The sequence below is a fragment of the Pseudomonas sp. B5(2017) genome (assembly GCF_002112825.1).
GTDB lineage: Bacteria > Pseudomonadota > Gammaproteobacteria > Pseudomonadales > Pseudomonadaceae > Aquipseudomonas > Aquipseudomonas putida_Z.
This window is the reverse complement of record NZ_NEIR01000011.1, coordinates 1-24,689: the sequence shown is the minus strand read 5'-3', so window position 1 is coordinate 24,689 and position 24,689 is coordinate 1. Positions and strand designations below refer to the sequence as shown.

Below are 24,689 nucleotides of genomic sequence, written 5' to 3'. Positions count from 1 at the left end.
GTGCCGGCCTCTTCGCGGCTAAAGCCGCTCCCACAGGTTTATCACCGCCCTTGAGACCTGTGATGTACCTGTGGGAGCGGCTTTAGCCGCGAAGAGGCCGGCACAGCCAGTAGAACAATCAAGGCTGAATGTGTGACAGACCCACCAGCAGCCGGGGCTATTCGGCTATGCTTGCGCAGCGCAAGGGACGTGAAACCGGCTCGGGACACATGGATATCAAGTTCACCAATCGCCTGTCATACAAGCAAGCCCGGTTGACAGTCCTGGTCGGCTTCATCCTGGGAACATTGCTCAGTCTCATCCAGATCGGCATCGATTATGCCAGCGAAGACGCGTCCATCAACCGTGAAGTGCGCGCCTTGCTGCAAATCAGCCACAACCCGGCTTCGCGCATCGCCTACAACATCGACTCGGAACTGGCCCTGGAGCTGACCCGCGGCCTGCTGCAATCGCCGGCGATCATCCGTGCGCGGCTGATCGACAACAACGAAACAGTGCTGGCCGACGTCGAACGGCCGCGCCTGCAGGACCGCTACCGGCCGCTCAGCGACTTCCTGTTCGGCGACCAGCGCCAGTTCAAGGAACGCCTGTACCTGACCCACATGCCCGAGGAATACCTCGGCACCCTGTACCTGGAGGTGGACACCTACGCCTTCGGCAGCCGCTTTCTCGACCGCGCCGGCATCACCCTGCTCAACGGTTTCGCCCGCAGCCTGGTGCTGACCGGCATCCTCCTGGCGCTGTTCTACATGATGCTGACCAAGCCGCTGGTGACGGTGATCGGCGCGCTCAGCGGCAGCGACCCGCGCAAGCCCCGGCAAACCCGCGTGGCCTGCCCGCACGGCCACGAACACGACGAGATCGGCGTACTGGTGAAGGTCGCCAACCAGCAGTTCGTCAGCATGGCCACCGAGATCGAGCAGCGGCGCACCGCGGAAAACCGCCTGACCCAGTACCTCAACGAGCTGGAAGATATCGTCTCGGCACGCACCAACGAGCTGAAGGCCAGCAACAGCAGCCTGAGCCTGTCCAACCAGGAGCTGGAGGAAGCCCGCCGCCGTGCGCTGGACATGGCCCAGGCGCGCGCCGCCTTCCTCGCCAACATGAGCCACGAAATCCGTACCCCGCTCAACGGCATGCTCGGCATGATCGCCCTTGCCCTGGACAGCCCGCTGCCCAGCGAGCAGCGCCAGCAGCTGGCGATAGCCCATGACTCGGGCAAGGTGCTGGTCGAGTTGCTCAACGATATTCTCGACCTGTCCAAGTTCGATGCCGGCCAGTTGGAGCTGGAGCGCATTCCGTTCGACATGGGCTCGATGGTCGAGGACACTGCCAACCTGCTGTCGCAGAACACCGCGCAAAGCGTGGAGCTGACCTGCCTGATTGCCCGCGACTTCCCCAGCAGCGTGCTTGGCGACCCCACGCGGGTACGGCAGATCGTCAGCAACCTGCTGTCCAACGCCCTCAAGTTCACCCGCTTCGGCCGCGTGGATGTACGCCTGTCGACCATCGTCGGCGGTGTGCGCCTGGAAGTGCGCGACACCGGCATCGGCATTCCCGAAGAAGCCCAAGCGCGGATCTTTCAGCCATTCACCCAGGCCGGCGCCGGCATCACCCGCCAGTACGGCGGCACCGGCCTGGGCCTGGCGCTGACACGCAACCTGTGCAAGGCCATGCAGGGCCACCTGCATATCAAGTCCGACCCGGGCTTCGGCAGCCGCTTCACCGCCGAGCTGCCACTGGCGGTGCACACCGAGGCCATCCCGCCGGCACCGTTGCACGGGCGCGTGGCGGCGCTGAGCGCGGCCGGCAGCGGGCTCGATGAACTGTTGCAGGACCTTTTGCCCGCCTGGGGCCTTGCCTATCAGCACCATGACAGCAGCGCGGGGCTGGACGCCACGGCCATCGACCTGCTGATCACCGACAGCCTGGACCAGCTGTTCGAACTGCGCCCGGCATTGAAGACACCGATCCTGCTGGTGACCGCCTACGGCAACTTCCTGCCCAGCGAACAGTCGGTCACCCTCGCCCCCCTGCACCAGCTGGCCCGGCCGCTGGCGCGCAATGCCCTGTACCAGACCTTGCGCCGCACCTTGCAGGGCCACGAGCCCGAACACCCGCTGGCCACCCCGGCCATCACCCTGGAACAAGGCCGCGCGCGCATCCTGCTGGTGGAGGACAACCCGGTGAACCAGCTGGTGGCCAAGGGCATGCTGGCCAAGCTCGGTTGCCAGGTACAGCTGGCCACCCAGGGCGCCGAGGCCCTGGAGCTACTGGAACAGGACGAGTTCGACCTGGTACTGATGGACTGCAACATGCCGGTGATGGACGGCTACGAGGCCAGCCGGCGCATCCGCCAGAGCGGCCGCTGGCCCGACCTGCCGATCGTTGCCCTGACCGCCAACGCCATGCCCGAGGAGCGCGAGCGCTGCCGGGCAGCGGGCATGAACGACTACCTGGCCAAGCCGTTCCGCCGTGAAGAGCTGCTGGCGCTGGTCGACCACTGGGTGCCGGTCAACGGCTGAGCAGGCGCTCGATGTCCGCTTCCAGGGCCTGCGGCTTGGTGGTGGGGGCGTAGCGCGTTACCTGGCCAGAGGCCGGGTCGACCAGGAACTTGGTGAAATTCCACTTGATCTTCTGGCTGCCCAGAATGCCCGGGGCGCGCTGCTTGAGTTCGACGAACAGCGGGTGGCTGCCGGGGCCGTTGACCTCGACCTTACGGAACAGCGGGAAGCTCACGCCGAAATTGCGCTCGCAGAACTGGGCAATTTCCCGCGCATCGCCCGGCTCCTGCTTGCCGAACTGGTTGCAGGGGAAGCCCAGCACCACCAGGCCGCGTGCGCGATAGGCCTGCCACAGTTGCTCCAGGCCCTTGTACTGCGGGGTAAAACCGCACTGGCTGGCGGTATTGACCACCAGCAACGCCTTGCCGGGGAAGTCGCCGAGCTTCTTGTGCTCGCCGCCCAGGGTCACGCAGGGGATGTCCAGTATCGATCCAGCCATGGTCGGGCTCCGGTCAGTCGCGCGGGCGCAGGTCGATGCACACCGAGTTGATGCAGTAGCGCAGGCCGGTAGGTGGCGGGCCATCGGGGAACACGTGGCCCAGGTGCGCATCGCAGCGGGCACAGGTGACTTCGGTGCGGATCATGCCGTGGGAGGTGTCGCGGATCTCGATCATCGCGCTCTCCTCGATGGGGGCGTAGAAGCTCGGCCAGCCGCAGCCGGAATCGAACTTGGTCTGCGCATCGAACAGTGCCAGGCCGCAGCAGATGCAATGGTAGATGCCGTCGCGGCGCTCGCTGTTGTACTTGCCGCTGAACGGCCGTTCGGTGCCCTTGAGGCGGCACACCTGGTACTGCTCGGGGTCAAGCATCGACCGCCATTGATCCAGGGTTTTCTCGATCTTTTGCATGTAGGGACCTCGGCAGGCTGAATTTCACTGCGCACCGTCTTTTCCGGGGCGCGGGTGGCACGTATATTAGTTGGCTTCGTGTGCCAGGCGTTCAGTCTGGCACCCGCTTCCTGCCCTTTCAAACCTTTCGGCGGGGCGTAGCGCGTTTTCTCAATCGGGATCCCATCATGCAGTTCAGCAAATCGAACAAGCTCGCCAATGTCTGCTACGACATTCGCGGCCCAGTGCTCAAGCACGCCAAGCGCCTGGAAGAGGAAGGCCACCGCATCCTCAAGCTGAACATCGGCAACCCGGCGCCCTTTGGCTTCGAGGCGCCTGACGAAATCCTCCAGGATGTGATCCGCAACCTGCCCACCGCGCAGGGCTACAGCGACTCCAAGGGCCTGTTCAGCGCGCGCAAGGCGGTTATGCAGTACTGCCAGCAGAAGCAGATCGAAGGCGTCGGCATCGAGGACATCTACCTGGGTAACGGTGTGTCCGAGCTGATCGTGATGTCGATGCAGGCGCTGCTCAACAACGGCGACGAAGTGCTGATCCCGGCCCCCGACTACCCGCTGTGGACCGCCGCCGTGAGCCTGGCCGGCGGCAAGCCGGTGCACTACCTGTGCGACGAGCAGGCCGACTGGTTCCCCGACCTTGAGGACATCAAGGCCAAGATCACCCCGAACACCAAGGCCCTGGTGATCATCAACCCGAACAACCCGACCGGCGCGGTGTATTCCAAAGAGCTGCTGCTGGGCATGCTGGAACTGGCCCGCCAGCACAACCTGGTGGTGTTCTCCGACGAGATCTACGACAAGATCCTGTACGACGAAGCCGTGCACATCAGCACCGCCTCGCTGGCCCCCGACCTGCTGTGCCTGACCTTCAACGGCCTGTCCAAGTCGTACCGGGTGGCGGGCTTCCGTTCCGGCTGGCTGATCATTTCCGGGCCCAAGCACCACGCGCAAAGCTACATCGAAGGCATCGACATGCTGGCCAACATGCGCCTGTGCGCCAACGTGCCGGCCCAGCATGCCATTCAGACCGCGCTGGGCGGCTACCAGAGCATCAACGACCTGGTGCTGCCACCGGGCCGCCTGCTGGAGCAGCGCAACCGCACCTACGAACTGCTGAACGACATCCCGGGCGTGAGCTGCGTCAAGCCGATGGGTGCGCTGTATGCATTCCCGAAGATCGACCCGAAGGTTTGCCCGATTCACAACGACGAGAAGTTCGTGCTCGACCTGCTGCTGTCGGAGAAGCTGCTGATCGTTCAGGGTACGGCGTTCAACTGGCCGTGGCCGGACCATTTCCGCGTGGTCACCTTGCCGCGGGTGGATGACCTGGAGGCGGCGATTGGCCGGATCGGGAATTTCCTGAAGGGTTATTCGCAGTAAGTGAAGGCCCTGGGGGCGCTTTGCGCCCCTTTCGCGACACAAGGCCGCTCCTACAGGGTTACGCGATCAGTTGTAGGAGCGGCCTTGTGTCGCGATGGGCTGCAAAGCAACCCCAAAACCCCACAGGATGTTTCTTACATCCTGCAACGCTCTATCCCACAGCCCCCGCACCATCCTCTGCCATACTCCGCCGTACACAGTTTGAAATAGTCGCCCGATTGAATCGGCACGGCAGGCCCCTTATATACCCCGCAGTAAGCGACAACTCATCCGTCAGGAGAACGTAACAACCATGATGCGCATTCTGTTGTTTGTAGCCACCAACCTCGCGGTGGTGCTGGTTGCAAGCATTACCCTGAGCCTGTTCGGTTTCAACGGGTTCATGGCCGCCAACGGGGTCGACCTGAACCTCAGCAGCCTGCTGGTGTTCTGCGCCGTGTTCGGCTTTGCCGGCTCCCTCGTCTCGCTGTTCATCTCCAAGTGGATGGCGAAGATGACCACCGGCACCCAGATCATCAGCCAGCCGCGCACCCGCCACGAACAGTGGCTGCTGCAAACGGTCGAAGAGCTGTCCCGTGAAGCGGGCATCAAGATGCCCGAGGTGGGTATCTTCCCGGCGTACGAGGCCAACGCCTTCGCCACTGGCTGGAACCGCAACGACGCACTGGTAGCCGTGTCCCAGGGCCTGCTGGAGCGTTTCTCGCCCGATGAAGTGCGCGCAGTGCTGGCCCACGAGATCGGCCACGTGGCCAACGGCGACATGGTCACCCTGGCGCTGGTGCAAGGCGTGGTGAACACCTTCGTGATGTTCTTCGCACGCATCATCGGCAACTTCGTCGACAAGGTGATCTTCAAGAACGAAGAAGGCCAGGGCATTGCCTACTACGTGGCGACCATCGTTGCCGAGCTGATCCTGGGCATTCTGGCCAGCATGATCGTGATGTGGTTCTCGCGCCGCCGCGAATACCGCGCCGACGAAGCCGGTGCACAACTGGCCGGTACCGCGGCGATGATCGGTGCCCTGCAGCGCCTGCGCGTGGAGCAAGGCCTGCCGGTGCACATGCCCGACACCATGAAGGCCTTCGGCATCAATGGTGGCCTGAAGCACGGCCTGGCCGGGCTGCTGATGAGCCACCCGCCGCTGGAAGACCGTATCGAGGCCCTGCGCCGTCGCGGTTGATCCAACCGGTAAAAAAAAGGGCGGCTTCGGTCGCCCTTTTTTGTACACCTGTGCCGGCCTCTTCGCGGGTAAACCCGCTCCCACAGGCTCACCACACACCTTGAGGATTGTGCAGTACCTGTGGGAGCGGGTTCACCCGCGAAAGGGCCGGTGCAGGCTACACACCTGTCAGCGGCTGACCCGGTAAACCCGCTCCAACAAGCTCGACACCCCGGCCTGCAAGAACTTCGGGCTTTCCTCAATCACTTCCACTGCCTCCAGCTCATCCACCTGCCACCCGGCAAACCCCTGCCGCAGCTCCTCATCCCCCACCGAAAACGGCGGCCCGCCCAGCAAAGCCTGGTCATAATCCAGAGTCACCACCACCCCCTGGCAACCCGTCGGCAGCAAGCCCGACAACAACTGCATGTAAGCCACACGCATTTGCGGCGGCAAGGCAATCAGCGCCGCCCGGTCATACAGCCCCGCGCAGTCGCCGATATCCCCTGCCTGCAACGCAAAGAAATCCCCACACCAGAGCTCCACGTCACCACAGCGCCAAACCTCGAAAGCCCCGCGCTGTTGCACCTCGGCTTCAAGCCCATGCTCGCCAAAGAAAGCCTCCACCGCCCGCCGCGACAGCTCTACGCCCAACACGCGGTACCCCTGCCCGGCCAGCCAGGCCAGGTCCAGGCTCTTGCCGCACAACGGCACCAGCACGCGGCTGCCCGGCGCCAGGCCAAGCGTTGGCCAATACTTCTGCAGATAGGGGTTCACCTGCGCCTGGTGAAAGCCGATCTGGTTGTCGGCCCACCGTTGCTGCCAGAACGCTGGCTCCATGATCACTCCCGATTTTTAGATGGTTTGTCGGTAAAAGTTGGTTTGGATTTCGATCTGTAGTTGATTGAAGATGAGTGCATCTTAACCGTCAGGACCCTGCCATGCTGCCCAGCCTGTTCATTTCCCATGGTTCCCCCATGCTGGCCCTGCAACCCGGCGCCAGCGGGCCGGCGCTGGCCGGGCTGGCCAACGCCCTGCCCCGGCCGAAAGCGATCGTGGTGGTGTCGGCGCACTGGGAAAGCCGCGAACTGCTGGTTACCGGCAGCGCACGGCCAGAGACCTGGCATGACTTTTACGGTTTCCCACCGGCGCTGTATGCGGTGCAGTACCCGGCGCCGAGCGACCCCACCCTTGCCGGCCAGGTCAGTGAACTGCTGCAGGCTGCCGGGCTGCCTGCCCGGCTGGACGCGCAGCGGCCGTTCGACCACGGCGCCTGGGTACCGCTGTCGCTGATGTACCCGGATGCGAATATTCCGGTGGTGCAGGTTTCACTGCCCAGCCACATGGGGCCGGCGCTGCAGGTCAAGGTAGGCCAGGCGTTGGCGGGTTTGCGCGGCCAGGGCGTGCTGCTGATCGGCTCGGGCAGCATTACCCACAACCTGGGCGAATTGGACTGGCATGCCGGGCCGGATGTGATCGAGCCGTGGGCACTGGCGTTCAGGGATTGGGTGGTGGAAAAGCTGCGGGCGGATGATCAGGAAGCGCTGCTGGGTTATCGGCAGCAGGCGCCGTTTGCGGTGCGTAACCATCCCAGTGATGAGCATTTCCTGCCGCTGTTCTTTGCCCTGGGAGCTGGGGGCAAGTTCGGGGTGGTGCACCAAGGGTTTACCTTGGGGGCGTTGGGGATGGACATTTATCGGTTCGACTGAAGATAGCCGGGGGCGCTTTGCGCCCCTTTCGCGACACAAGGCCGCTCCTACAGAGGTTACGCGTCACCATGGGGTACGCGATCCCTTGTAGGAGCGGCCTTGTGTCGCGATGGGCTGCAAAGCAGCCCCAAAATGGCACAGGCAAAAAAAATCCCCAGCCAAAGCCGGGGATTTTTCATTGCGCCAGGATCAATCCTCGCGGTAGCGACGCAGCTTCAGCTGCTTGCCAGCCACGCGGGTGTCCTTGAGCTTGGACAGCAGCTTCTCCAGGCCATCTTCCGGCAGCTCGACCAGGCTGAAGCTGTCGCGCACCTGGATGCGGCCGATGGCGTCACGAGCCAGGCCACCTTCGTTGAGGATCGCACCCAGCAGGTTCTTGGCAGCGATGCCGTCACGAGCACCCAGGGCAGTACGGCAACGCACACGGCCTTCGGCCAGCGGCATCGGCGCACGGCGCTCGCGGTCACCACGCTCCGGACGCTCGCCACGCTCACCACGTTCGGTACGCTCACCACGCGGGGCGAAGCTCGGCACCAGCGGCTGCTCACGCTCTACCGCAGCCAGGTCCAGCGCCTGGCCATTGGTGGCCTTGCGCAGCAGGGCAGCAGCCAGGGCACGCGCGCTGCAACCCAGGTCGGCGGTCAGGCGGTCGAACAGCTCGCCGTGGGTGGCTTCCGCTTCGGCAACCAGCGGCGCCAGGCTCGTGGTCAGCTTCTTGATGCGGGCGTCCAGCACGGCCTGGGCATTCGGCAGGCGGGCTTCGGCAACTTTCTGCCCGGTTACGCGCTCGATCACCTGCAGCATGCGGCGCTCACGCGGGGTGACCAGCAGCAGTGCACGGCCATCGCGACCAGCACGGCCGGTACGGCCGATACGGTGTACGTAGGACTCCGGGTCGTACGGCATGTCGACGTTGAACACGTGAGTGATGCGCGGTACGTCCAGGCCACGGGCAGCGACGTCGGTAGCAACAACGATGTCCAGGCGGCCATCCTTGAGCGAGTCGATCACGCGCTCACGCTGGTTCTGGGCGATGTCGCCGTTCAGCGCGGCAGCCTTGTAGCCCTTGGCTTCCAGCGCGGAGGCCAGGTCCAGGGTGGCTTGCTTGGTACGCACGAAGGCGATCAGCGCGTCGAACTCTTCCACTTCCAGCAGACGCAGCACAGCCGGGATCTTCTGGTCGGCGTGGACCATCAGGTGGGCCTGCTCGATCGCGGTAACGGTCTGGGTCTTGCTCTGGATCTTGACGTGCTTGGGCTCGCGCAGGTGGCGTTCGGCGATCGAACGGATCGACGACGGTAGGGTGGCGGAGAACAGCACGGTCTGGCGGCTGGCCGGGATGGCATCGAAGATCACTTCGAGGTCGTCCATGAAGCCCAGCTTGAGCATCTCGTCGGCTTCGTCCAGTACCAGGTACTGCACGGTCGACAGGACTTTTTCGTCACGACGCAGGTGGTCGCACAGACGGCCCGGGGTGGCCACGACGATTTGCGCGCCGTTGCGGATCGCACGCAGCTGTGGGCCCATCGGGGCACCACCGTAGACGGCGACCACGTTCACGCCCGGCATCTGCTTGGCGTAGGTTTCGAAAGCGGTAGCAACTTGCAGCGCCAACTCACGGGTTGGCGCCAGGATCAGGGCTTGCGGTTCGCGCTTGCTCACATCGATCTTGTTGAGGATCGGCAGGGCGAAGGCAGCGGTCTTGCCGGTGCCAGTCTGCGCCTGGCCGATCATGTCGTGACCGGCGAGGATGATCGGGATCGATTGTTGCTGAATGGCGGACGGCTCTTCGTAGCCGGTCGCCAGAACGGCAGCAACAATATTCGGATTGAGATCGAGAGCGGCGAAGCCGCCGGTTTCCTGGGTCATGGGTCTGCCTCTAGGTGCATCCGCAAAGACCCATGCTCCAAAGCTGCACAAGCCATGAAAGACCGACAGGTCACCCAGGCAGCTTTGGCGGCGGGGATTTGCGAAAACGATTGAAAAAGAAAACGTGGGAAAGTCCGCCTAGCGGACGTGCAGCCGAAGCTGGACTCGGAGGGTTTGCACCACCTGATTTTGCGGTCCGCTAAAAGACCGGCGCGTACTATACCCGAAATCGTGCGCAGACGTGAGGAATATTTTCAGGGTGCCTGGCCAGTGTCGGGCCATCAGCAATGTGCGGCTGAAACGATTCCTGTCTGCGATACCGCGTCGCCTGATTCGCGGGCACGCCCGCGAAGAAGCCAACTCAGGTAGCCGGCCGAATCTCGCGGATCAGCCCCTCGAGGCTGTACCCCAGGCGCGGCGCCAGCGCCTCGGCCCGGGCTTTCAGAGCATCCAGGTCCAGCGTCTGCTCCAGGTCCGCCGGCACCAGCAGGATCACATTGCCCTCCTTCACCGGCAGCTCCCAGTAATGCCGGTGGTACAACCCGCGCAGCAACGCCGCGCCCAGCGGCTTGCCGTCGTCGGTGGCCCACTGGTTGATCACCAGCCAACCACCCGGGTTCAGCTGCTGCTGGCAGTTCTCCAGGAAGTTCCACGCCAGGTGGCCCACCCCCGGCCCATGGTCGGTGTACAGGTCGACGAACAGCAGGTCGGCCTTCTCCGCCGTGGGCAACAGCTCCAGGGCATCGCCGATGCGTACATACAGCCGCGGGTCGTCGTCAAGGCCCAGGTACTCCATGGCCAGGCGCGGTACGTCCGGGCGCAGTTCGATGGCTTCGATGTCGTCCAGCGGCAGGAATTTCATGCAGGCCTGGGTCAGCGTGCCGGCACCCAGGCCGAGAAACAGCGCGCTCTCCGGCTGCTCGTGGCACAGCGCCCCCACCAGCATGGCGCGGGTATAGTCGTACTCCAGCCAGCTGGGGTCGGCCGTGAACACGCAGCTCTGCTCGATCGCATCGCCGAATTCCAGAAAGCGGTAGTCGTCGACTTCATACACGCTGATGACGCCAAAGGCGTCCTCCACCCGTGCCAGTAGCCGCTCTTCCCGTTCTGCCGCCATGCTCACCACCCACCCGCGCAAAAACGCGCATTGTCCGTCAACACCCTCGATGCAACAAGCGCAGCGCCAACTGTTACCATGGCCCAAAGCCTACAACCGACAAGACCGAGCCCGAGATGAACCAACCGTGGAGCCCCGACAGCTGGCGCGCCCTGCCGATCCAGCAGCAACCGACCTACCCCGATGCCGCGCACCTGCTGAAGGTCGAACAGACCCTGGCCAGCTACCCGCCGCTGGTGTTCGCGGGCGAGGCGCGCGAGCTGCGCCGACAGTTCGCCGAGGTCACCGAAGGCCGCGCCTTCCTGCTGCAGGGTGGCGACTGCGCCGAGAGCTTCGCCGAGTTCTCGGCGGCGAAAATCCGCGACACCTTCAAAGTGCTGCTGCAAATGGCCATCGTCATGACCTTCGCCGCCGGCTGCCCGGTGGTCAAGGTCGGGCGCATGGCCGGGCAGTTCGCCAAACCGCGCTCATCGGGCGATGAAACCATCGGCGACATCACCCTGCCCGCCTACCGTGGCGACATCGTCAACGGCATCGGCTTCGACGCAAAAAGCCGCATCCCCGACCCGGAGCGCCTGCTGCAGGCCTACCACCAGGCCACTGCCAGCCTCAACCTGCTGCGCGCCTTCGCCCAGGGCGGGTTTGCCGACCTGCACCAGGTGCACAAGTGGAACCTGGACTTCATCGCCAATTCGGCGCTGGCCGACAAGTACCACCAGCTGGCCAACCGCATCGACGAAACCCTGGCATTCATGCGCGCCTGCGGCCTGGACAGCGCGCCGCAGCTGCGCGAAACCAGCTTCTTCACCGCCCACGAAGCACTGCTGCTGAACTATGAAGAAGCCTTCGTGCGCCAGGACAGCCTGACCGGCGACTACTACGACTGCTCGGCGCACATGCTGTGGATCGGCGACCGCACCCGCCAGCTGGACGGTGCCCATGTGGAGTTCCTGCGCGGCGTGCACAACCCGATCGGGGTCAAGGTTGGCCCGAGCATGAACCCCGAAGAACTGATCCGCCTGATCGACACGCTGAACCCGGCCAACGACCCCGGGCGCCTGAACCTGATCGTGCGCATGGGGGCCGGCAAGGTCGGCGACCACCTGCCGGGGCTGATCCGCACGGTCGAGCGCGAAGGGCGCAAGGTGCTGTGGAGCTCCGACCCGATGCATGGCAATACCATCAAGGCCAGCAGTGGCTACAAGACCCGCGACTTTGCGCAGATCCTGGATGAGGTGAAGCAGTTCTTCCAGGTGCACCAGGCCGAGGGCAGCCATGCCGGCGGCATCCACATCGAGATGACCGGGCAGAACGTCACCGAATGCATCGGCGGCGCCCGGCCGATCACCGAGGATGCGCTGTCCGACCGCTATCACACCCACTGCGACCCGCGGATGAATGCCGACCAATCCCTGGAGCTGGCGTTCCTGATTGCCGAAACCCTCAAGCAGGTGCGGCGCTGAGCAACGCCTGGCGCAACTGGCTGCCCTCGGTACGCGGGCAGTTCAGTTGCACCTTCTCCAGCCCCAGCCAGCTGGCCAGGCGCAGCAGGTTGCCGGCCAGGGCCTGGTAACCCTCTTCGTCCAGGTCGGCTGCCTCGACATGCACGGCGTGCACTGCCAGTTGCCCCTGGGCGCGCTCGGCGCGCAGGTCCACGCGCGCGCCGATGCGTTCGCGGTACAGGAACGGCAGCACGTAGTAGCCGTACACCCGCTTGTGCGCCGGGGTGTAGATTTCCAGGCGGTAGCGGAAGTCGAACAAGCGCTCGGTACGGTTGCGTTCCCAGACCAGCGAATCGAACGGCGACAACAGCGCGCTGGCCTGGATGCGCCGGGGGATACGCGGCGCGCCGGCGCAGTAGGCAAGCTGCTTCCAACCCTGCACCTCGACCGCTTGCAGGCGGCCATCAGCCACCAGTTCGGCCAGTGCCGCTTTGCCCTGCGCCGGGTCCAGGCGGAAGTAGTCGCGCAGGTCGCGCTCGGTGGCTACGCCCAGGGCGGTGGCGGCGTGCAGCATCAAGCCCTGATGCGCCTCGGTCTCGCTGGGCAGTGGCTGGTCGAGGATCGACCTCGGCAGGACCTTTTCCGGTACATCGTAGAGCCGCTCGAAGCCGCGCCGGCCAGCAACCGTCACCTCCCCTGCGGCGAACAGCCACTCCAGTGCGTGCTTTTCCTCGCTCCAGTCCCACCAGGGGCCAGCCCGCTCCTCGCGGGTGGACAGGCTGCCCGCGCCAAGGGCGCCCTGTTCGCGGACCGCTGCCAGTACCCGGGCGATCACATCCTGGCGTTCACGGCCAAACTGCGCGAGCTGGCGATAGATGCCACGGCCAACGGCGGCATGGGCCATGCGCCAGCGCAGCAGTGGGTACAGGCTCAGCGGCAGCAGCGAGGCTTCGTGCCCCCAGTACTCGAACAACAGGCGCTGGCGGCCACTGCCCCAGGCGAGCTGGTCGAGAGTGGCAGGCAAGTAGTTGCCCAGCCGGGAGAACAGCGGCAGGTAGTGGGAGCGGACCAGGGCGTTGACCGAATCGATCTGCAACACGCCCAGGCGTTGCAGCATGCGCTTGAGTGCTGGCAGGGTCGGCGCCGATTCCGGCTGTTTGCCGAAACCTTGGGCAGAAAGGGCCAGGCGGCGGGCCTGGTTGATGGACAGCTTGAGGGGCAAGCCTGAACTCCTTGTAGTGTCTGTTCCGGCCCTTTCGCGGGTGAACCCGCTCCCACAGGGATCCCACTGGTCTCGGGGGAATGTGGAGTTCCTGTGGGAGCGGGTTCACCCGCGAAGAGGCCAGTGGTTCCACCGACAAACTTAGCCTATTTCCGCAGCGGGTCATCCCAGAAATGCCGCTCGGCCTCCTGCTGGATATCCGCCCGGCTCAACCCCAGGTCGTGCAGGGTCGCATCACTCAGGCTGGCCAGTTCCTGGCGCTGGCGGTACAGCTGCAGCCAGCGCGCCGGGCGCTGCAGGGCGGCATGCCAAAGGTGGTTCAGGGAAAAGACAGGTTGCTGGATGCTGCTGACATGACCTTTCATCGTGAAGCCCTCCGTGTTGATGGCTCCAGTCTCCTGCCAGGCATAAGATCAATCCAACGAATGTTTCTGATGCCATGCATCTCGGAGATTGATGCAATGTCCCAGTACCAGAGCCTCGATGCGGACGTACTGCGCACCTTCGTGGCCATCGCCGAGCAGGGCGGCTTCACCCGCGCCGGCGAGGTGGTCAACCGCACCCAGTCGGCGGTGAGCATGCAGATGAAACGCCTGGAAGAAGACATTTTGCAGCGCCAGCTGTTCGAGCGCGACGGCCGCCAGGTGCGGTTGACTGCCGAAGGCCAGGTGCTGCTCGGCTATGCGCGGCGCATCCTCAAGTTGCATGGGGAAGTGTTCAACACCCTGCGCATGCCGCACATGGTGGGGATCGTACGCATCGGTACGCCGGACGACTATGCCATGCGTTTCCTGCCGACCATCCTGTCGAGCTTTGCCCAAGCCTACCCGCTGGTGCAGGTGGAGGTGCATTGCGACTCCTCCAAACAACTGATGCTGCGCCAGGACCTGGACCTGACCATCGTCACCCGTGAACCGGGCAACGAGATTGGCCAGCTGCTGCGCCAGGAACGCCTGGTCTGGGCCGCCGCGGAAGGCTTCTGCCCGCAGGAGCAACGCCCCATGCCGGTAGCCTTGTTCAACACCGACTGCTTCTGCCGGGCCTGGACCTGCAATGCCCTGGAGGCCCAGGGCATCGACTACCGCATCGCCTATACCAGCCCGAGCCTGGCAGCGATCTTCGCCATCGTCACCGCTGGGTTGGCGGTGACCGCACAGTTGCAGAGCCTGATCGGCGGGAATATCCGCATTCTGGGCGAAAGCGAAGGGTTGCCGCAGTTGCCGGTGGCCAATGTGATGCTGGTGCGCAGTACCCAGAACCCTTCGCCGATCACCGATTGCATGGCCGACTACATTGTCGAAGGTTTCAAGTGAGCCGGGGCTGCTGCGCAGCCCATCGCGACACAAGGCCGCTCCTACAAGGGCACGCGATCCCCTGTAGGAGCGGCCTTGTGTCGCGATGGGCCGCAAAGCGGCCCCAAAATCTCAAAGCTCGAACCCGAGCATCACCGCACACCCCACCAGAAACACACAGAACATTGCCCGCAACACCTTCTCCGGCAATGCATGGGCCAATTTCACACCCCAGCTGATACTCAGCAGGCCGCCCATCGCCAATGGAACCCCCACCCCCCAGTCAACACTGTGGTGCACCCCATAGGTCACCAGGGTTACCAAGGTACTCGGCGCCGCCAGCGCCAGCGACAGCCCCTGCGCCACCACCTGGGTGGTACCGAACACACTGGTCAGGATCGGCGTGGCCACCACGGCCCCACCCACCCCGAACAAGCCGCCCATGGTGCCGGCAAAGCTGCCCAGCACACCCAGCCACGGCCAGGCATAGCGCAACTCGGCGCTGGGCGGCGTTACCTTCATGAACATCCGCGCCACGTTCCACACCGCCAGGGCCACCAGGAAGCCGACAAAGCCCAGGCGCATGGATTGCGCATCCAGCCCCACCGCCCAGATCGACCCCAACCAGGCGAACACGAAACTGCACAGCGACAACGGCACCGCATGGCGCAGCTCGATGCGGTTACGCTGGTGATAACGCCACAGCGCCAGCAGCACATTGGGCACTACCATCACCAGCGCCGTGCCTTGCGCCAGTTGCTGGTCCAGGCCGAACAGCACGCCCAGCGCCGGAATCGCGATCAGCCCGCCGCCAATGCCGAACAGGCCACCCATGGTCCCCAGGGCTGCGCCCAGCACGATATACAACAACCACTCGATCATCAGGGGCCTCATCCGCCTTTACACATAATGCGAGCATGCTAACGATTGCGGGCTGGCGGGGAAACGCACAGCAGCGCACAATGGCTGTGCGTTTTTCGCAAAAGCAAGGCAGCCATGAGCCCCGATACCCTGACCGACCAGCTAAGCCTGTTCCTCGATGTGCTGGAAACCGGCAGCTTTTCTGCCGCCGCCCGCCGCCACCCGCTGACCCCGTCCGCCGTGGCCCGGCGCATCGACAACCTGGAAAGCGCCGTGGGCAGCCGCCTGTTCACCCGCAGCACCCACGCCGTGCGTGCCACACCTGCCGGCAACGCCTTTGCCGAACGGGCCAGGCGCATCATCGAGGAGCTGCGCCTGGCCCGCGCCGAAGCGGTGTCGCTGAGCAATGCCCCCGAAGGCCTGATCCGCATCGACGCCCCCGCCGCATTCGGCCGCCGCCACCTGGCCCCGGCCATCGCCGATTTCCTGGTCGCCTACCCAGGCCTTGATGTGCAACTTCGCCTGATCGACAGCTTCGTCGACCTGCATGGCAGCCACCTGGGCGAAGTCGACCTGGTGCTGCGCGCCGGCCCCCTGGCCGACACCCGGCTGGTCGCCACGCCATTGGCCTACATGGTGCGCATCGCCTGCGCCAGCCCGGCCTACCTGGCCAGCCGCGGCATGCCCACCTGCCCCAGCGAACTGCCCGGGCACGACGGCCTGGACTGGGACGGCCTGGCGCCGCCATTCGCCTGGCGTTTCAACGTGGCCGGGCAAACCCGCCTGTACCGCCCCTCACGCATGCGCATGGCCGCCAACAACGCCGAAACCCTGCTGTTCGGCGCCCTCGCCGGTTTAGGCATAGCCCACCTGCCCACTTGGCTGATCAGTGAATACCTGCTGCGTGGCGAGCTGATACCTTTGTTTTGCGACGGTGGCTTGCCCCAAGCGGAAACCAGCGGTATCTACGCGCTTCGCCTGGAACATGAAACGAACTCTCGCAGTCGTTTGCTGCTCGAATTTCTCAAGAGCCGCTTCAGCCCGATTCCACCCTGGGACCTGGCCTTGCGCAGTGAACTGCGCGAATAAAGCGCGCACTTACGATCCGCGTGCCAGACTTTCCCATTGATTACCTTCAAGGACCTGCATGAACGCCAACACCCAAGCCTCCTGTGACGAGCTGCTGCTGGACAACCAGGTCTGTTTCGCCCTGCACTCCACCTCGTTGCTGATGACCAAGGTCTACAAACCGCTGCTGCAGGCCCTGGGCCTGACCTACCCGCAGTACCTGGCCATGCTCGTGCTGTGGGAGCACGACGGCCTGACCGTAGGCGAGATCAGCCAGCACCTGCTCACCGACCCCGGCTCGCTGACGCCGCTGCTCAAGCGCCTGGAAAGCGAAGGCCTGCTGCAGCGCAACCGCAGCCGCGAGGACGAACGGGTGGTACTGGTGCAGCTGACCGACAAGGGCCGCGCCTTGCAGCAGCAGGCCAAAGAAGTGCCGCAGTGCATCCTCAAGGCCAGCGGGCGCAGCCTGGAACAGTTGCAACAGCTGCAGGCCGACCTGCTGGCGCTGCGCGAGAACCTGCAGAAAACCCTCTGACAGCTATGCTGTGCAATGGCCGTTCGGATGAGCGGTGACGATTTATCTTGCGCACTAACTAATTGAGCGCTAATTTAAATCCCACACCAACCCGCGCCCTCCTCCAGACGGGGAGCGCACAGCACATTAGCGAGGCTCAAGATGCAAAAGGTCACTCCGCTGTACATCGCAGAAGCTACCTCCACCGGTGGGCGCGACGGCAAGTCCCGTTCCAGCGACGGCAAGCTGGTGGTCAGCCTGAGCACCCCCAAGGAACTGGGCGGCGCAGGCGGTGACGGCACCAACCCCGAGCAGATGTTCGCCGCCGGTTACTCGGCGTGCTTCATCGGTGCCCTGAAGTTCGTGGCCGGGCAGGAGAAAAAAGCCTTGCCGGCGGACGCCTCGATCACCGCGAAGGTGGGCATCGGCCAGATTCCGGGTGGTTTCGGCCTGGACATCGACCTGCACATCAACCTGCCGGGCCTGGCCCAGGCCGATGCTGAAGCGCTGGTGGAAAAGGCGCACAAGGTGTGCCCGTACTCCAACGCCACCCGCGGCAATGTGGATGTGCGCCTGCACGTGACCGTGTAAGGCTTGCAGCGCCTCATGTAGGAGCGGCCTTGTGTCGCGATGGGCCGCGAAGCGGCCCCAGGATCGGCCTGCGAAAGCAAGTATTCCTGTGGGATCGTCAGGGCCGCTTCGCGCCCCATCGCGACACAAGGCCGCTCCTACAAGGGAAGCGTGCCGCGGCCTGGAAGTTTGCAGGCATTAAAAAACCCGGCCAAGGCCGGGTTTTTTGCGTTTCACAGGAAGGATTACTTCTTGGAACGGCCTTTGAAGCTGTTGTCGCGAGTGTCGATATCGATCCACTCGTCGATCTGGATGAAGTCGGCAACCGAGATCTCGGTACCGTTCTTCAGCTTGGCAGGCTTCATCACCTTGCCCGAGGTGTCGCCGCGTGCAGCGTTCTCGGTGTAGACAACCTGGCGGCTGATGGTGGTCGGCAGTTCAACCGATACCAGGCGGCCTTCGAAGAACACGGCTTCGCAGACGTCTTCCATGCCTTCTTCGATGTACGGCAGAACGGCTTCGATGTCCTCGGCGTTCAGTTCGTACATGGTGTAGTCGGTGGTGTCCATGAAGGTGTATTCGTCACCGTTGATGAACGACAGGGTCGCTTCTTTGCGATCCAGGATCACGTCGTCCAGCTTGTCGTCTGCACCGTAGACGGTTTCGGTCTTGTAGCCGGTCAGCAGGTTCTTCAGCTTGGTCTTCATGATCGCGCTGTTACGGCCCGACTTGGTGAACTCAGCTTTTTGAACCAGCCACGGGTCGTTGTCGATCCGCAGGACGGTACCGGGTTTCAGTTCTTTACCAGTTTTCATTACGAAGTATCCGAATCTGGATGGATTTATAAAAATCGAGGCCGCGTATCATAGCGAATTTCGGTAAAAGTGTACTAGCGCTGTGGCAAGGTCCGGCTGAGCGGCCCGTCGCGCTGCCCAAAGCCGGGCATGCTGCTGCAGTTCCGGCCAGTGCTGGCGGGCCGCCTGCCAGGCCTGGCCCATGTCGCGGTCCATGTTCCAGGCACGCCACAAGCCAAGCAGGGCGGCATCGGCATCGTCTGACAACCCGTGTCGATAATGCGCGAGAAACGCTTCGAGCTTTTCCCAATGGGCATTCTCGTCCTGCACGTAGATGTGCCACAGCATCGGCTGCCCGGCCCACTGCGCGCGCACGAACGAGTCTTCGCCGCGCACGGCGTTGAAATCACAGCTCCACAGCAACCGGTCGTAGTCGTCCTGGCTGACGAAAGGTAGCACCTGCACGGTCAGCGCCCCTCGCTTGCGCACGCTGCCCACTTGCAGGGCCGCCTCGCCAAGCCACTGGCCGAGCCCCGCGAGGACGCGCCCTTGCGGCACCAGCAGGTGGCAAGGTTGCTCGCCTGAGGCCAAGGCATCAAGCCAGTTGCCCAGTTGCGGGTTTTCGTAGGCGAACAGGGAAATCAGCAACGCCCCCGCTTCAGGGTTTACGCCAAGCCCCTGCAAGAAGGCCTGACGTGCGCCTTGCTGGAACCCATCACGCCGCGCCAGCAGCGAGCCCTCGCGCAGCAGGCCACCGGTTTTTTCGGTAAAGCCGGGAAAGAAAAACACCTTGCGCAAGCCATTGGGCTGCGGCGAAGGCAAGCCATGGCAGCCCTCCACCCAGTCCTCGGCACTGAGGTATTCGAGGTTCAACCACAGCGGCGGCGTGGCGCGAGCACGCATTGCCTCCACATAAGCTGCTGGCAACTGGCAGGCGAAGGCACCGATTACCACATCAGCCGGCGCCACCGGCAACCAGGTCACCGGCCACTGGCGCACATCCACACCGTGCTGCCACTGCTGCGGGGCGGCGGCATCGGCCCCGGGGCACATGGGCGTGAACGCATTGAGGTCATCCACCCACAGGCGCACTGCCAGGCCGTGCTCGGCCACCAGCTGCCGGGCCAGGCGCCAAGTCACGCCTATATCGCCGTAGTTGTCGACGACGCTGCAGAAGATGTCCCAGGTGGCGTTCATGTGCCCTGCCCTCGCCCAGCGGAAAAACCGCGCATTCTGCGCATAAATTGTCGCTGACAAAAGCACCTGCGCGGAAAAATGCCCAGGCGCATGCGACAATGCACCCCGAACACCCTGCCAGGAGGCTGCCATGCCGCGCCACCGTGAACTGAAGATTACCCTCAAGCCGCTGCCGTTGATCGTGTGCGTTGCCCTTGGCCTGTGGCTGGGCGCCGTGGCGATCGCCGCCAGCCTGTGGCTGGCGCTGCAACTGTGGCCACAGCAGGTACAGCCACTGGCCCAGGCCGTGGCCCCCGCCGCGTACCGGCCTGCCGCGCCGCCAGCGCCCGCCCCTGCGGCGGATGCCCAGGCGGAAATGTTCGAACGCTACAAGGACATCCTGCACAAGCAGGAGGTGCAACAGGCCGCCGAGGCCGCCCAGGGCAACCCGCGCAACCTCAACAGCCCCAAGTGCCAGTTCTGGCTGCAGCAGAACCGCACCGCGCCCACCGACAAAAGCCAGGCCAACGTGCTGGAGTTCTGTTACTGACCATGGACAAGCCCAGCCTGCTGGCGCAGATAGTCGCCACCCTCGAGCATGACCAGGATGTGCTGACCCGCGCGGCGCAAACCGCGTACGAAGCCGCCACTGCCGAAGAGAACATCGCCGAAAACAAGTACGACACCCTGGGCCTGGAAGCCTCGTACCTGGCCACCGGCCAAGCCCGCCGCAGCGCCGAGATCCGCAAGGCGCTGGTGACCTACCAGCAACTGCTGCTGCGTGATTACGACCCGGCACGCGGGGTGCAGGTGAGCAACCTGGTAACGCTGGAGGATGAAGATGGCGGGCAACGCCGACTGTTCCTCGGGCCCGAGGCGGCGGGGTTGAAGATTGGCGAGGGGGATGGGCTGGTGACGGTGATTACCCCGCGCTCGCCGCTGGGGCAGCAGTTGGTCGGCAGGAAGGTTGATGATGAGGTGAGCCTGGGGGCACAGGCATTGTTCATAGTCGATGTTGTCTGAACCGGCCTCTTCGCTCCCCAGGCCAGTGATCCCCGTGTAGGAGCAGCCTTGTGCTGCGAAGGGGCCATGAGCGACACAGAAAGTCATTTGCCTTACCGGCCTCTTCGCAGCACAAGGCTGCTCCTACACGGTTTGCAAGGCATCGAACCGCCGCGCCAACCCCTGCTCTTCGAACTGTTCCACCACAAAATCGATAAACGCCCGGGTCTTGCCCGGCAACAGCTTGTGCTCGGCGAAATACAGGCTGATATACCCATCGTCCACGTACCAGTCCGGCAGCACCCGCTGCAGCCGCCCGCCTTCCAGGTACGGCACTGCAAACGGCAGGCTCACCAGGGCAATCCCCAAGCCCTGCTCGGCCACCGCGCAAGCCGCATCCGAATCGCTCATGGTCATCGTCTGGCGCAACTGCAATGGCTGCTGCACCTGCCAACGGCTGGTCAACGGCCATGAACGCACCCGCCCGGTCTGCGGCGAGCGGATCAGGATACCGTCATGCCGTTGCAATACCTGCGGGTCGTCAATCGGCGCGTGCCGGCCCAGGTAAGCCGGCGCCGCCACCAGCACCCGGTGCGCCGGGGTCAGCTTGCGCGCCACCACCCCCGGCGGCAGATCGAAGCCTCCGCCAATCGCCGCATCGAAGCCCTGGCCGATCAGGTCGACCTGGCGGTTGTCGAAATGCCAGTCCGGGGTAATGGCCGGGTAGCGACGCAGGAACTCGGCCAGCAATGGCAACACATACAAGCGCCCGAACACCGTGCCCATGCTCACCCGCAACAACCCGGCCGGCTGGCCTTCGCTGCTGGCCAGGTTGGCCACGGCGTACTGGATGGTGCGGAAGCTGTCACTGACCTCCCCCAGAAATCGCTGCCCGGCCTCGGTCAGGGTCAGCTTGCGGGTACTACGCTGGAACAACCGCACCCCCAGGCGCGCTTCCAGCTGGGCAACATGCTTGCCCACGGCAGCCGGGGTAATGCTGAGGCGCCTGGCGGCCTCGGCAAAGCTGCCGACTTCGGCACTGCGGATGAAGCATTCCAACGCGTTGAACGATTCCATGGCCATGATTGGCAACCAAAGGTTTACTCTGCTGATAGTGATTGCCATCTTATCAGCAGGTAATCAAGCGCCGATACTGCGCCCATCCAAGGCATTCCGGCCTGGCTTCCAGCAGGAGATCAGCATGTCCAAGCAACATACCCTCGAAGGCAAAGTAGCCCTGGTACAGGGCGGTTCCCGCGGCATCGGTGCAGCCATCGTGCGACGCCTGGCCCGCGAAGGCGCGCAGGTGGCCTTCACCTATGTCAGCTCCGCCGGCCCGGCGCAGGCGCTGGCTGAGGAAATTACCGAAAACGGCGGCAGGGCCTTGGCCCTGCGGGCCGACAGCGCCGACGCGGCGGCCGTGCAACTGGCCGTGGATGACACTGTGAAGGCCTTCGGCCGGCTGGATATCCTGGTCAACAACGCCGGTGTGCTGGCGGTAGCACCGGTGACCGAATTCGACCTGGCCGACTTCGACCACATGCTGGCGGTGAACGTGCGCAGCGTATTCGTCGCCAGCCAGGCCGCGGCACGCTACATGGGCCAAGGTGGGCGCATCATCAACATTGGCAGCACCAATGCCGAGCGCATGCCGTTTGCCGGCGGCGCCCCCTATGCCATGAGCAAATCGGCGCTGGTCGGCCTGACCCGCGGCATGGCCCGTGACCTGGGGCCGAAAGGCATTACCGTGAACAACGTGCAGCCAGGGCCGGTGGACACCGACATGAACCCGGCCAGCGGCGAGTTCGCTGACAGCCTGATCCCGCTGATGGCGATCGGGCGCTATGGCGAGGCGGATGAGATTGCCAGCTTCGTGGCTTACCTGGCGGGGCCTGAGGCGGGGTATGTCACTGGGGCCAGCCTGACGGTCGATGGCGGGTTTGCTGCCTGATTGAAGGGTTGCCTGTTCCGGCCTCTTCGCGGGTAAACCCGCTCCCACAGGGATATCACAGGCCCCGAGCCCAGTGGTGTACCTGTGGGAGCGGGTTTACCCGCGAAGAGGCCAGCACAGGCTCAACCGATCCCCAACCTCCAGCCCCCCTCCCCCTGCCCTGCTCTGCCACACAATGCATTGATGTAGTGCCCGACACTTTCCGATAATCCCCCCTTTACTCCTGCCCGCCACGAGAACTGCATGAACGCCCCCACTCTCAGCCGCGCCCTGATCCTGCTGATGGCCACCGCCACCGGCCTGGCCGTGGCCAGCAACTACTATGCGCAACCACTGCTGCACAGCATCGCCCAGCAGTTCGGCCTGAGCACTGCCAGTGCCGGCAGCATCGTCATTGCCGCGCAACTGAGCTATGGCGCCGGCCTGTTGCTGCTGGCACCGCTGGGCGACCTGTTCGAGCAGCGCCGGCTGATCACCGTGATGACCGCCATTTCCACCCTGGGCCTGATCATCAGCGCCTGCGCACCGAGCCTGCCCTGGCTGATCCTTGGTACGGCGCTGACCGGGCTGTTCTCGGTGGTGGCGCAGATCCTCGTGCCCATGGCCGCGACCCTCAGCGAGCCACACCAGCGCGGGCGCGCGGTCGGCACGTTGATGAGCGGGTTGCTGCTGGGCATCCTGCTGGCACGTACCGCCGCCGGGTTCATGGCCGAACTGGGTGGCTGGCGCAGCATCTACGTGCTGGCTGCAGTGCTGATGGCCATCACCGCCGTGGCGCTGTACCGCAGCCTGCCACAACACCACAGCCATGCCGGGCTGAAATACCCGGCGCTGATCGGCTCGGTGTTCCGCCTGTTCGTCGAAGAACCGGTGCTGCGCCTGCGCTCGCTGCTCGGCCTGCTGGCATTCAGCCTGTTCGCCCTGTTCTGGACGCCACTGGCGTTCCTGCTGGCGAAAGGCCCGTACCACTATTCGGACGCGGTGATAGGCCTGTTCGGCCTGGCCGGTGCAGCGGGTGCGCTGTCGGCCAACTGGGCCGGGCGCCTGGCCGACCGTGGCAAGGGTTCGCTGGGCACCACCGTGGGCCTGGTGGTATTGCTGCTGTCGTGGGTGCCGCTGGGCTTTGCCGAGCAATCGTTGCTGGCCTTGCTGCTGGGCGTACTGATGCTCGACCTGGCAGTGCAACTGGTGCACGTGAGCAACCAGAACGCGGTGATTGCCCTGCGGCCCGAAGCGCGCACGCGGCTGAATGCCGGGTATATCACCTGCTACTTCATTGGCGGGGCCTTGGGGTCGTTGCTGGGCACGCAGTTGTTCCAGCGCCAGGGCTGGATGGGGATTGTGGTGGCCGGGTTGGTGATTGGCGGGCTGGCGTTGCTGGCGTGGGGTTTGGCCGAGCGCAAGCGCAAGAACGCTTTGCAGGTGGCCTGAAGTCCATTGACCTGGGCGACAATGCACCGCACGACCCTCCGTCGCATGGCCGTTGACTTGCCTGCCCGGGCAGCGCTCAGTAGGCGCTGGTCAATGCCCTTTCCCTGACAGGACGACGTTATGACAAGACTCACGGTGCAATCCGGCGATTTCTTGCAAGGCGAAGGCGAGTATCGCAATGGATCGCTCACACTCAAGACCCCGCGCAGCCCCTCGCCGGGCGAGCGGATTTCCCTGGCACGCATCAGCGAGCTGCGGCTGGCCAGCCTGGAATCCAGCCGTAGCCTGGGCAGTGCCCTGGGCTGGGGCGTGGCCGGGGCCCTGGTGGCCGGGCCGGTGGGGTTGCTGGCCGGGCTGTGGCTGGGTGGCAAGGAAGAGGAAGCCACCTTCCTGGCCACCTTCAAGGACGGGCGCAAGCTCATGGCCATTACCGATGGCAAGACCTGGTCGAAGATCGATGACAACTGGCGGCAGCACAGGCGGCCGGCCCGCAAAGGCTGACTGGATATCGCAGAGCCCGGATCGTTTTATGTTGAAGGCGGCTGTAAGATGCCGCCTTTTTCATGGCCTGTGCCGGCCTCTTCGCGGGTGAACCCGCTCCCACAGGGATATCACTGCACCTGAGGATAGTGATTTTCCTGTGGGAGCGGGTTCACCCGCGAAGAGGCCGGCACAGGTGTCGCGCATCCAGGAGCCCCACCGCATGCCCCCGCGTCACCCC

The 24,689-nt window shown here is 64.4% G+C and carries 24 protein-coding genes and 1 pseudogene; 14 read left to right on the top strand and 11 right to left on the bottom strand.

Features of this window, described 5'->3' with window-relative positions:
* Window positions 1-167 precede the first annotated feature (167 nt).
* The gene (locus CAG00_RS17340; protein ID WP_085664905.1) at window positions 168-2,525 is read left to right on the top strand and encodes a response regulator; all 2,358 of its coding nucleotides are present in this window, start codon (window positions 168-170) and stop codon (window positions 2,523-2,525) included.
* Here the strand turns inward: CAG00_RS17340 and CAG00_RS17335 are convergent.
* On the bottom strand, window positions 2,515-3,003 hold the full coding sequence (locus tag CAG00_RS17335; RefSeq protein ID WP_015269382.1) for a glutathione peroxidase: 489 nt from the start codon (window positions 3,001-3,003) through the stop codon (window positions 2,515-2,517). The genes CAG00_RS17340 and CAG00_RS17335 overlap by 11 nt on opposite strands.
* Before the next feature lie 13 nt (window positions 3,004-3,016).
* Entirely contained in the window at window positions 3,017-3,412 is a 396-nt protein-coding gene (gene msrB / locus CAG00_RS17330; RefSeq protein ID WP_085664904.1) for a peptide-methionine (R)-S-oxide reductase MsrB, read from the bottom strand.
* Window positions 3,413-3,579: 167 nt separating this feature from the next.
* Between msrB and CAG00_RS17325 the strand changes: the two genes are divergently transcribed.
* Window positions 3,580-4,791 (top strand): pyridoxal phosphate-dependent aminotransferase, encoded by a 1,212-nt coding sequence (locus CAG00_RS17325; protein ID WP_013971543.1) that lies wholly within the window; start codon window positions 3,580-3,582, stop codon window positions 4,789-4,791.
* 292 nt (window positions 4,792-5,083) lie between these two features.
* Window positions 5,084-5,971: a protease HtpX gene (htpX, locus tag CAG00_RS17320; protein WP_003259721.1), complete on the top strand. Its 888-nt coding sequence runs from the start codon at window positions 5,084-5,086 to the stop codon at window positions 5,969-5,971.
* Window positions 5,972-6,139: 168 nt separating this feature from the next.
* Here htpX and CAG00_RS17315 read toward each other — a convergent pair whose 3' ends face one another.
* Complete coding sequence (locus CAG00_RS17315; RefSeq protein WP_085664903.1) at window positions 6,140-6,790, bottom strand: thiopurine S-methyltransferase; 651 nt, start codon at window positions 6,788-6,790, stop codon at window positions 6,140-6,142.
* A 101-nt stretch (window positions 6,791-6,891) separates the two neighbouring features.
* Here CAG00_RS17315 and CAG00_RS17310 point away from each other — a divergent pair, with 101 nt between their 5' ends.
* Window positions 6,892-7,659, top strand: a complete 768-nt coding sequence (locus CAG00_RS17310) for a class III extradiol ring-cleavage dioxygenase (protein WP_085664902.1) — start codon at window positions 6,892-6,894, stop codon at window positions 7,657-7,659.
* A 189-nt stretch (window positions 7,660-7,848) separates the two neighbouring features.
* Here CAG00_RS17310 and CAG00_RS17305 read toward each other — a convergent pair.
* A pseudogene (locus tag CAG00_RS17305) lies at window positions 7,849-9,562 on the bottom strand (DEAD/DEAH box helicase).
* A 327-nt stretch (window positions 9,563-9,889) separates the two neighbouring features.
* A complete protein-coding gene (locus CAG00_RS17300) occupies window positions 9,890-10,645 on the bottom strand; it encodes a spermidine synthase (RefSeq protein WP_085664900.1) in 756 nt (251 codons plus the stop codon).
* Between the two features lie 116 nt (window positions 10,646-10,761).
* Between CAG00_RS17300 and CAG00_RS17295 the strand changes: the two genes are divergently transcribed.
* Window positions 10,762-12,108, top strand: coding sequence for a class II 3-deoxy-7-phosphoheptulonate synthase (locus CAG00_RS17295; RefSeq protein WP_003247094.1), 1,347 nt, complete (start codon window positions 10,762-10,764; stop codon window positions 12,106-12,108).
* On the opposite strand, the gene CAG00_RS17290 is transcribed toward CAG00_RS17295, so the two are convergent.
* Together CAG00_RS17290 and CAG00_RS17285 are read right to left on the bottom strand one after the other, a co-directional pair.
* Window positions 12,089-13,309: a winged helix-turn-helix domain-containing protein gene (locus CAG00_RS17290; protein ID WP_085664899.1), complete on the bottom strand. Its 1,221-nt coding sequence runs from the start codon at window positions 13,307-13,309 to the stop codon at window positions 12,089-12,091. The two genes, CAG00_RS17295 and CAG00_RS17290, sit on opposite strands and share 20 nt — an antisense overlap.
* Before the next feature lie 146 nt (window positions 13,310-13,455).
* Window positions 13,456-13,674, bottom strand: coding sequence for a DUF1127 domain-containing protein (locus CAG00_RS17285; RefSeq protein WP_085664898.1), 219 nt, complete (start codon window positions 13,672-13,674; stop codon window positions 13,456-13,458).
* Between the two features lie 96 nt (window positions 13,675-13,770).
* On the opposite strand from CAG00_RS17285, the gene CAG00_RS17280 reads away from it, so the two are divergent.
* Complete coding sequence (locus CAG00_RS17280) at window positions 13,771-14,622, top strand: LysR substrate-binding domain-containing protein (protein ID WP_025338181.1); 852 nt, start codon at window positions 13,771-13,773, stop codon at window positions 14,620-14,622.
* A gap of 111 nt (window positions 14,623-14,733) precedes the next feature.
* On the opposite strand, the gene CAG00_RS17275 is transcribed toward CAG00_RS17280, so the two are convergent.
* Window positions 14,734-15,483 (bottom strand): sulfite exporter TauE/SafE family protein, encoded by a 750-nt coding sequence (locus CAG00_RS17275; protein ID WP_085664897.1) that lies wholly within the window; start codon window positions 15,481-15,483, stop codon window positions 14,734-14,736.
* A gap of 114 nt (window positions 15,484-15,597) precedes the next feature.
* Here CAG00_RS17275 and CAG00_RS17270 point away from each other — a divergent pair, with 114 nt between their 5' ends.
* The 3 genes from CAG00_RS17270 to CAG00_RS17260 all read left to right on the top strand — a co-directional run bounded on the left by CAG00_RS17270 (window position 15,598) and on the right by CAG00_RS17260 (window position 17,635).
* Window positions 15,598-16,551 (top strand): LysR family transcriptional regulator, encoded by a 954-nt coding sequence (locus tag CAG00_RS17270; protein WP_025338179.1) that lies wholly within the window; start codon window positions 15,598-15,600, stop codon window positions 16,549-16,551.
* Window positions 16,552-16,609: 58 nt separating this feature from the next.
* Window positions 16,610-17,065 carry a MarR family winged helix-turn-helix transcriptional regulator gene (locus tag CAG00_RS17265; RefSeq protein ID WP_025338178.1) on the top strand — a complete coding sequence of 152 codons (456 nt, stop codon included), beginning with the start codon at window positions 16,610-16,612 and terminating at the stop codon, window positions 17,063-17,065.
* Window positions 17,066-17,206: 141 nt separating this feature from the next.
* Window positions 17,207-17,635, top strand: a complete 429-nt coding sequence (locus CAG00_RS17260) for an organic hydroperoxide resistance protein (protein WP_085590091.1) — start codon at window positions 17,207-17,209, stop codon at window positions 17,633-17,635.
* Between the two features lie 224 nt (window positions 17,636-17,859).
* Here CAG00_RS17260 and efp read toward each other — a convergent pair whose 3' ends face one another.
* Together efp and earP are read right to left on the bottom strand one after the other, a co-directional pair.
* The gene (efp, locus tag CAG00_RS17255; protein WP_013971530.1) at window positions 17,860-18,429 is read right to left on the bottom strand and encodes an elongation factor P; all 570 of its coding nucleotides are present in this window, start codon (window positions 18,427-18,429) and stop codon (window positions 17,860-17,862) included.
* Window positions 18,430-18,477: 48 nt separating this feature from the next.
* Window positions 18,478-19,605: an elongation factor P maturation arginine rhamnosyltransferase EarP gene (gene earP, locus CAG00_RS17250; protein WP_085664896.1), complete on the bottom strand. Its 1,128-nt coding sequence runs from the start codon at window positions 19,603-19,605 to the stop codon at window positions 18,478-18,480.
* 130 nt (window positions 19,606-19,735) lie between these two features.
* Here earP and CAG00_RS17245 point away from each other — a divergent pair, with 130 nt between their 5' ends.
* Together CAG00_RS17245 and CAG00_RS17240 are read left to right on the top strand one after the other, a co-directional pair.
* A complete protein-coding gene (locus CAG00_RS17245) occupies window positions 19,736-20,134 on the top strand; it encodes a hypothetical protein (protein ID WP_085664895.1) in 399 nt (132 codons plus the stop codon).
* A 2-nt stretch (window positions 20,135-20,136) separates the two neighbouring features.
* Window positions 20,137-20,607, top strand: a complete 471-nt coding sequence (locus CAG00_RS17240; RefSeq protein ID WP_085664894.1) for a GreA/GreB family elongation factor — start codon at window positions 20,137-20,139, stop codon at window positions 20,605-20,607.
* Window positions 20,608-20,730: 123 nt separating this feature from the next.
* Here the strand turns inward: CAG00_RS17240 and CAG00_RS17235 are convergent, their stop codons facing one another.
* Window positions 20,731-21,669, bottom strand: a complete 939-nt coding sequence (locus tag CAG00_RS17235) for a LysR family transcriptional regulator (protein ID WP_085664893.1) — start codon at window positions 21,667-21,669, stop codon at window positions 20,731-20,733.
* A 118-nt stretch (window positions 21,670-21,787) separates the two neighbouring features.
* On the opposite strand from CAG00_RS17235, the gene CAG00_RS17230 reads away from it, so the two are divergent.
* The 3 genes from CAG00_RS17230 to CAG00_RS17220 all read left to right on the top strand — a co-directional run bounded on the left by CAG00_RS17230 (window position 21,788) and on the right by CAG00_RS17220 (window position 24,469).
* A complete protein-coding gene (locus CAG00_RS17230) occupies window positions 21,788-22,537 on the top strand; it encodes a 3-oxoacyl-ACP reductase family protein (protein ID WP_085664892.1) in 750 nt (249 codons plus the stop codon).
* A gap of 243 nt (window positions 22,538-22,780) precedes the next feature.
* The gene (locus CAG00_RS17225; RefSeq protein WP_085618111.1) at window positions 22,781-23,968 is read left to right on the top strand and encodes an MFS transporter; all 1,188 of its coding nucleotides are present in this window, start codon (window positions 22,781-22,783) and stop codon (window positions 23,966-23,968) included.
* A 120-nt stretch (window positions 23,969-24,088) separates the two neighbouring features.
* The gene (locus CAG00_RS17220; protein WP_025338170.1) at window positions 24,089-24,469 is read left to right on the top strand and encodes a hypothetical protein; all 381 of its coding nucleotides are present in this window, start codon (window positions 24,089-24,091) and stop codon (window positions 24,467-24,469) included.
* The last annotated feature ends 220 nt before the right edge of the window (window positions 24,470-24,689 follow it).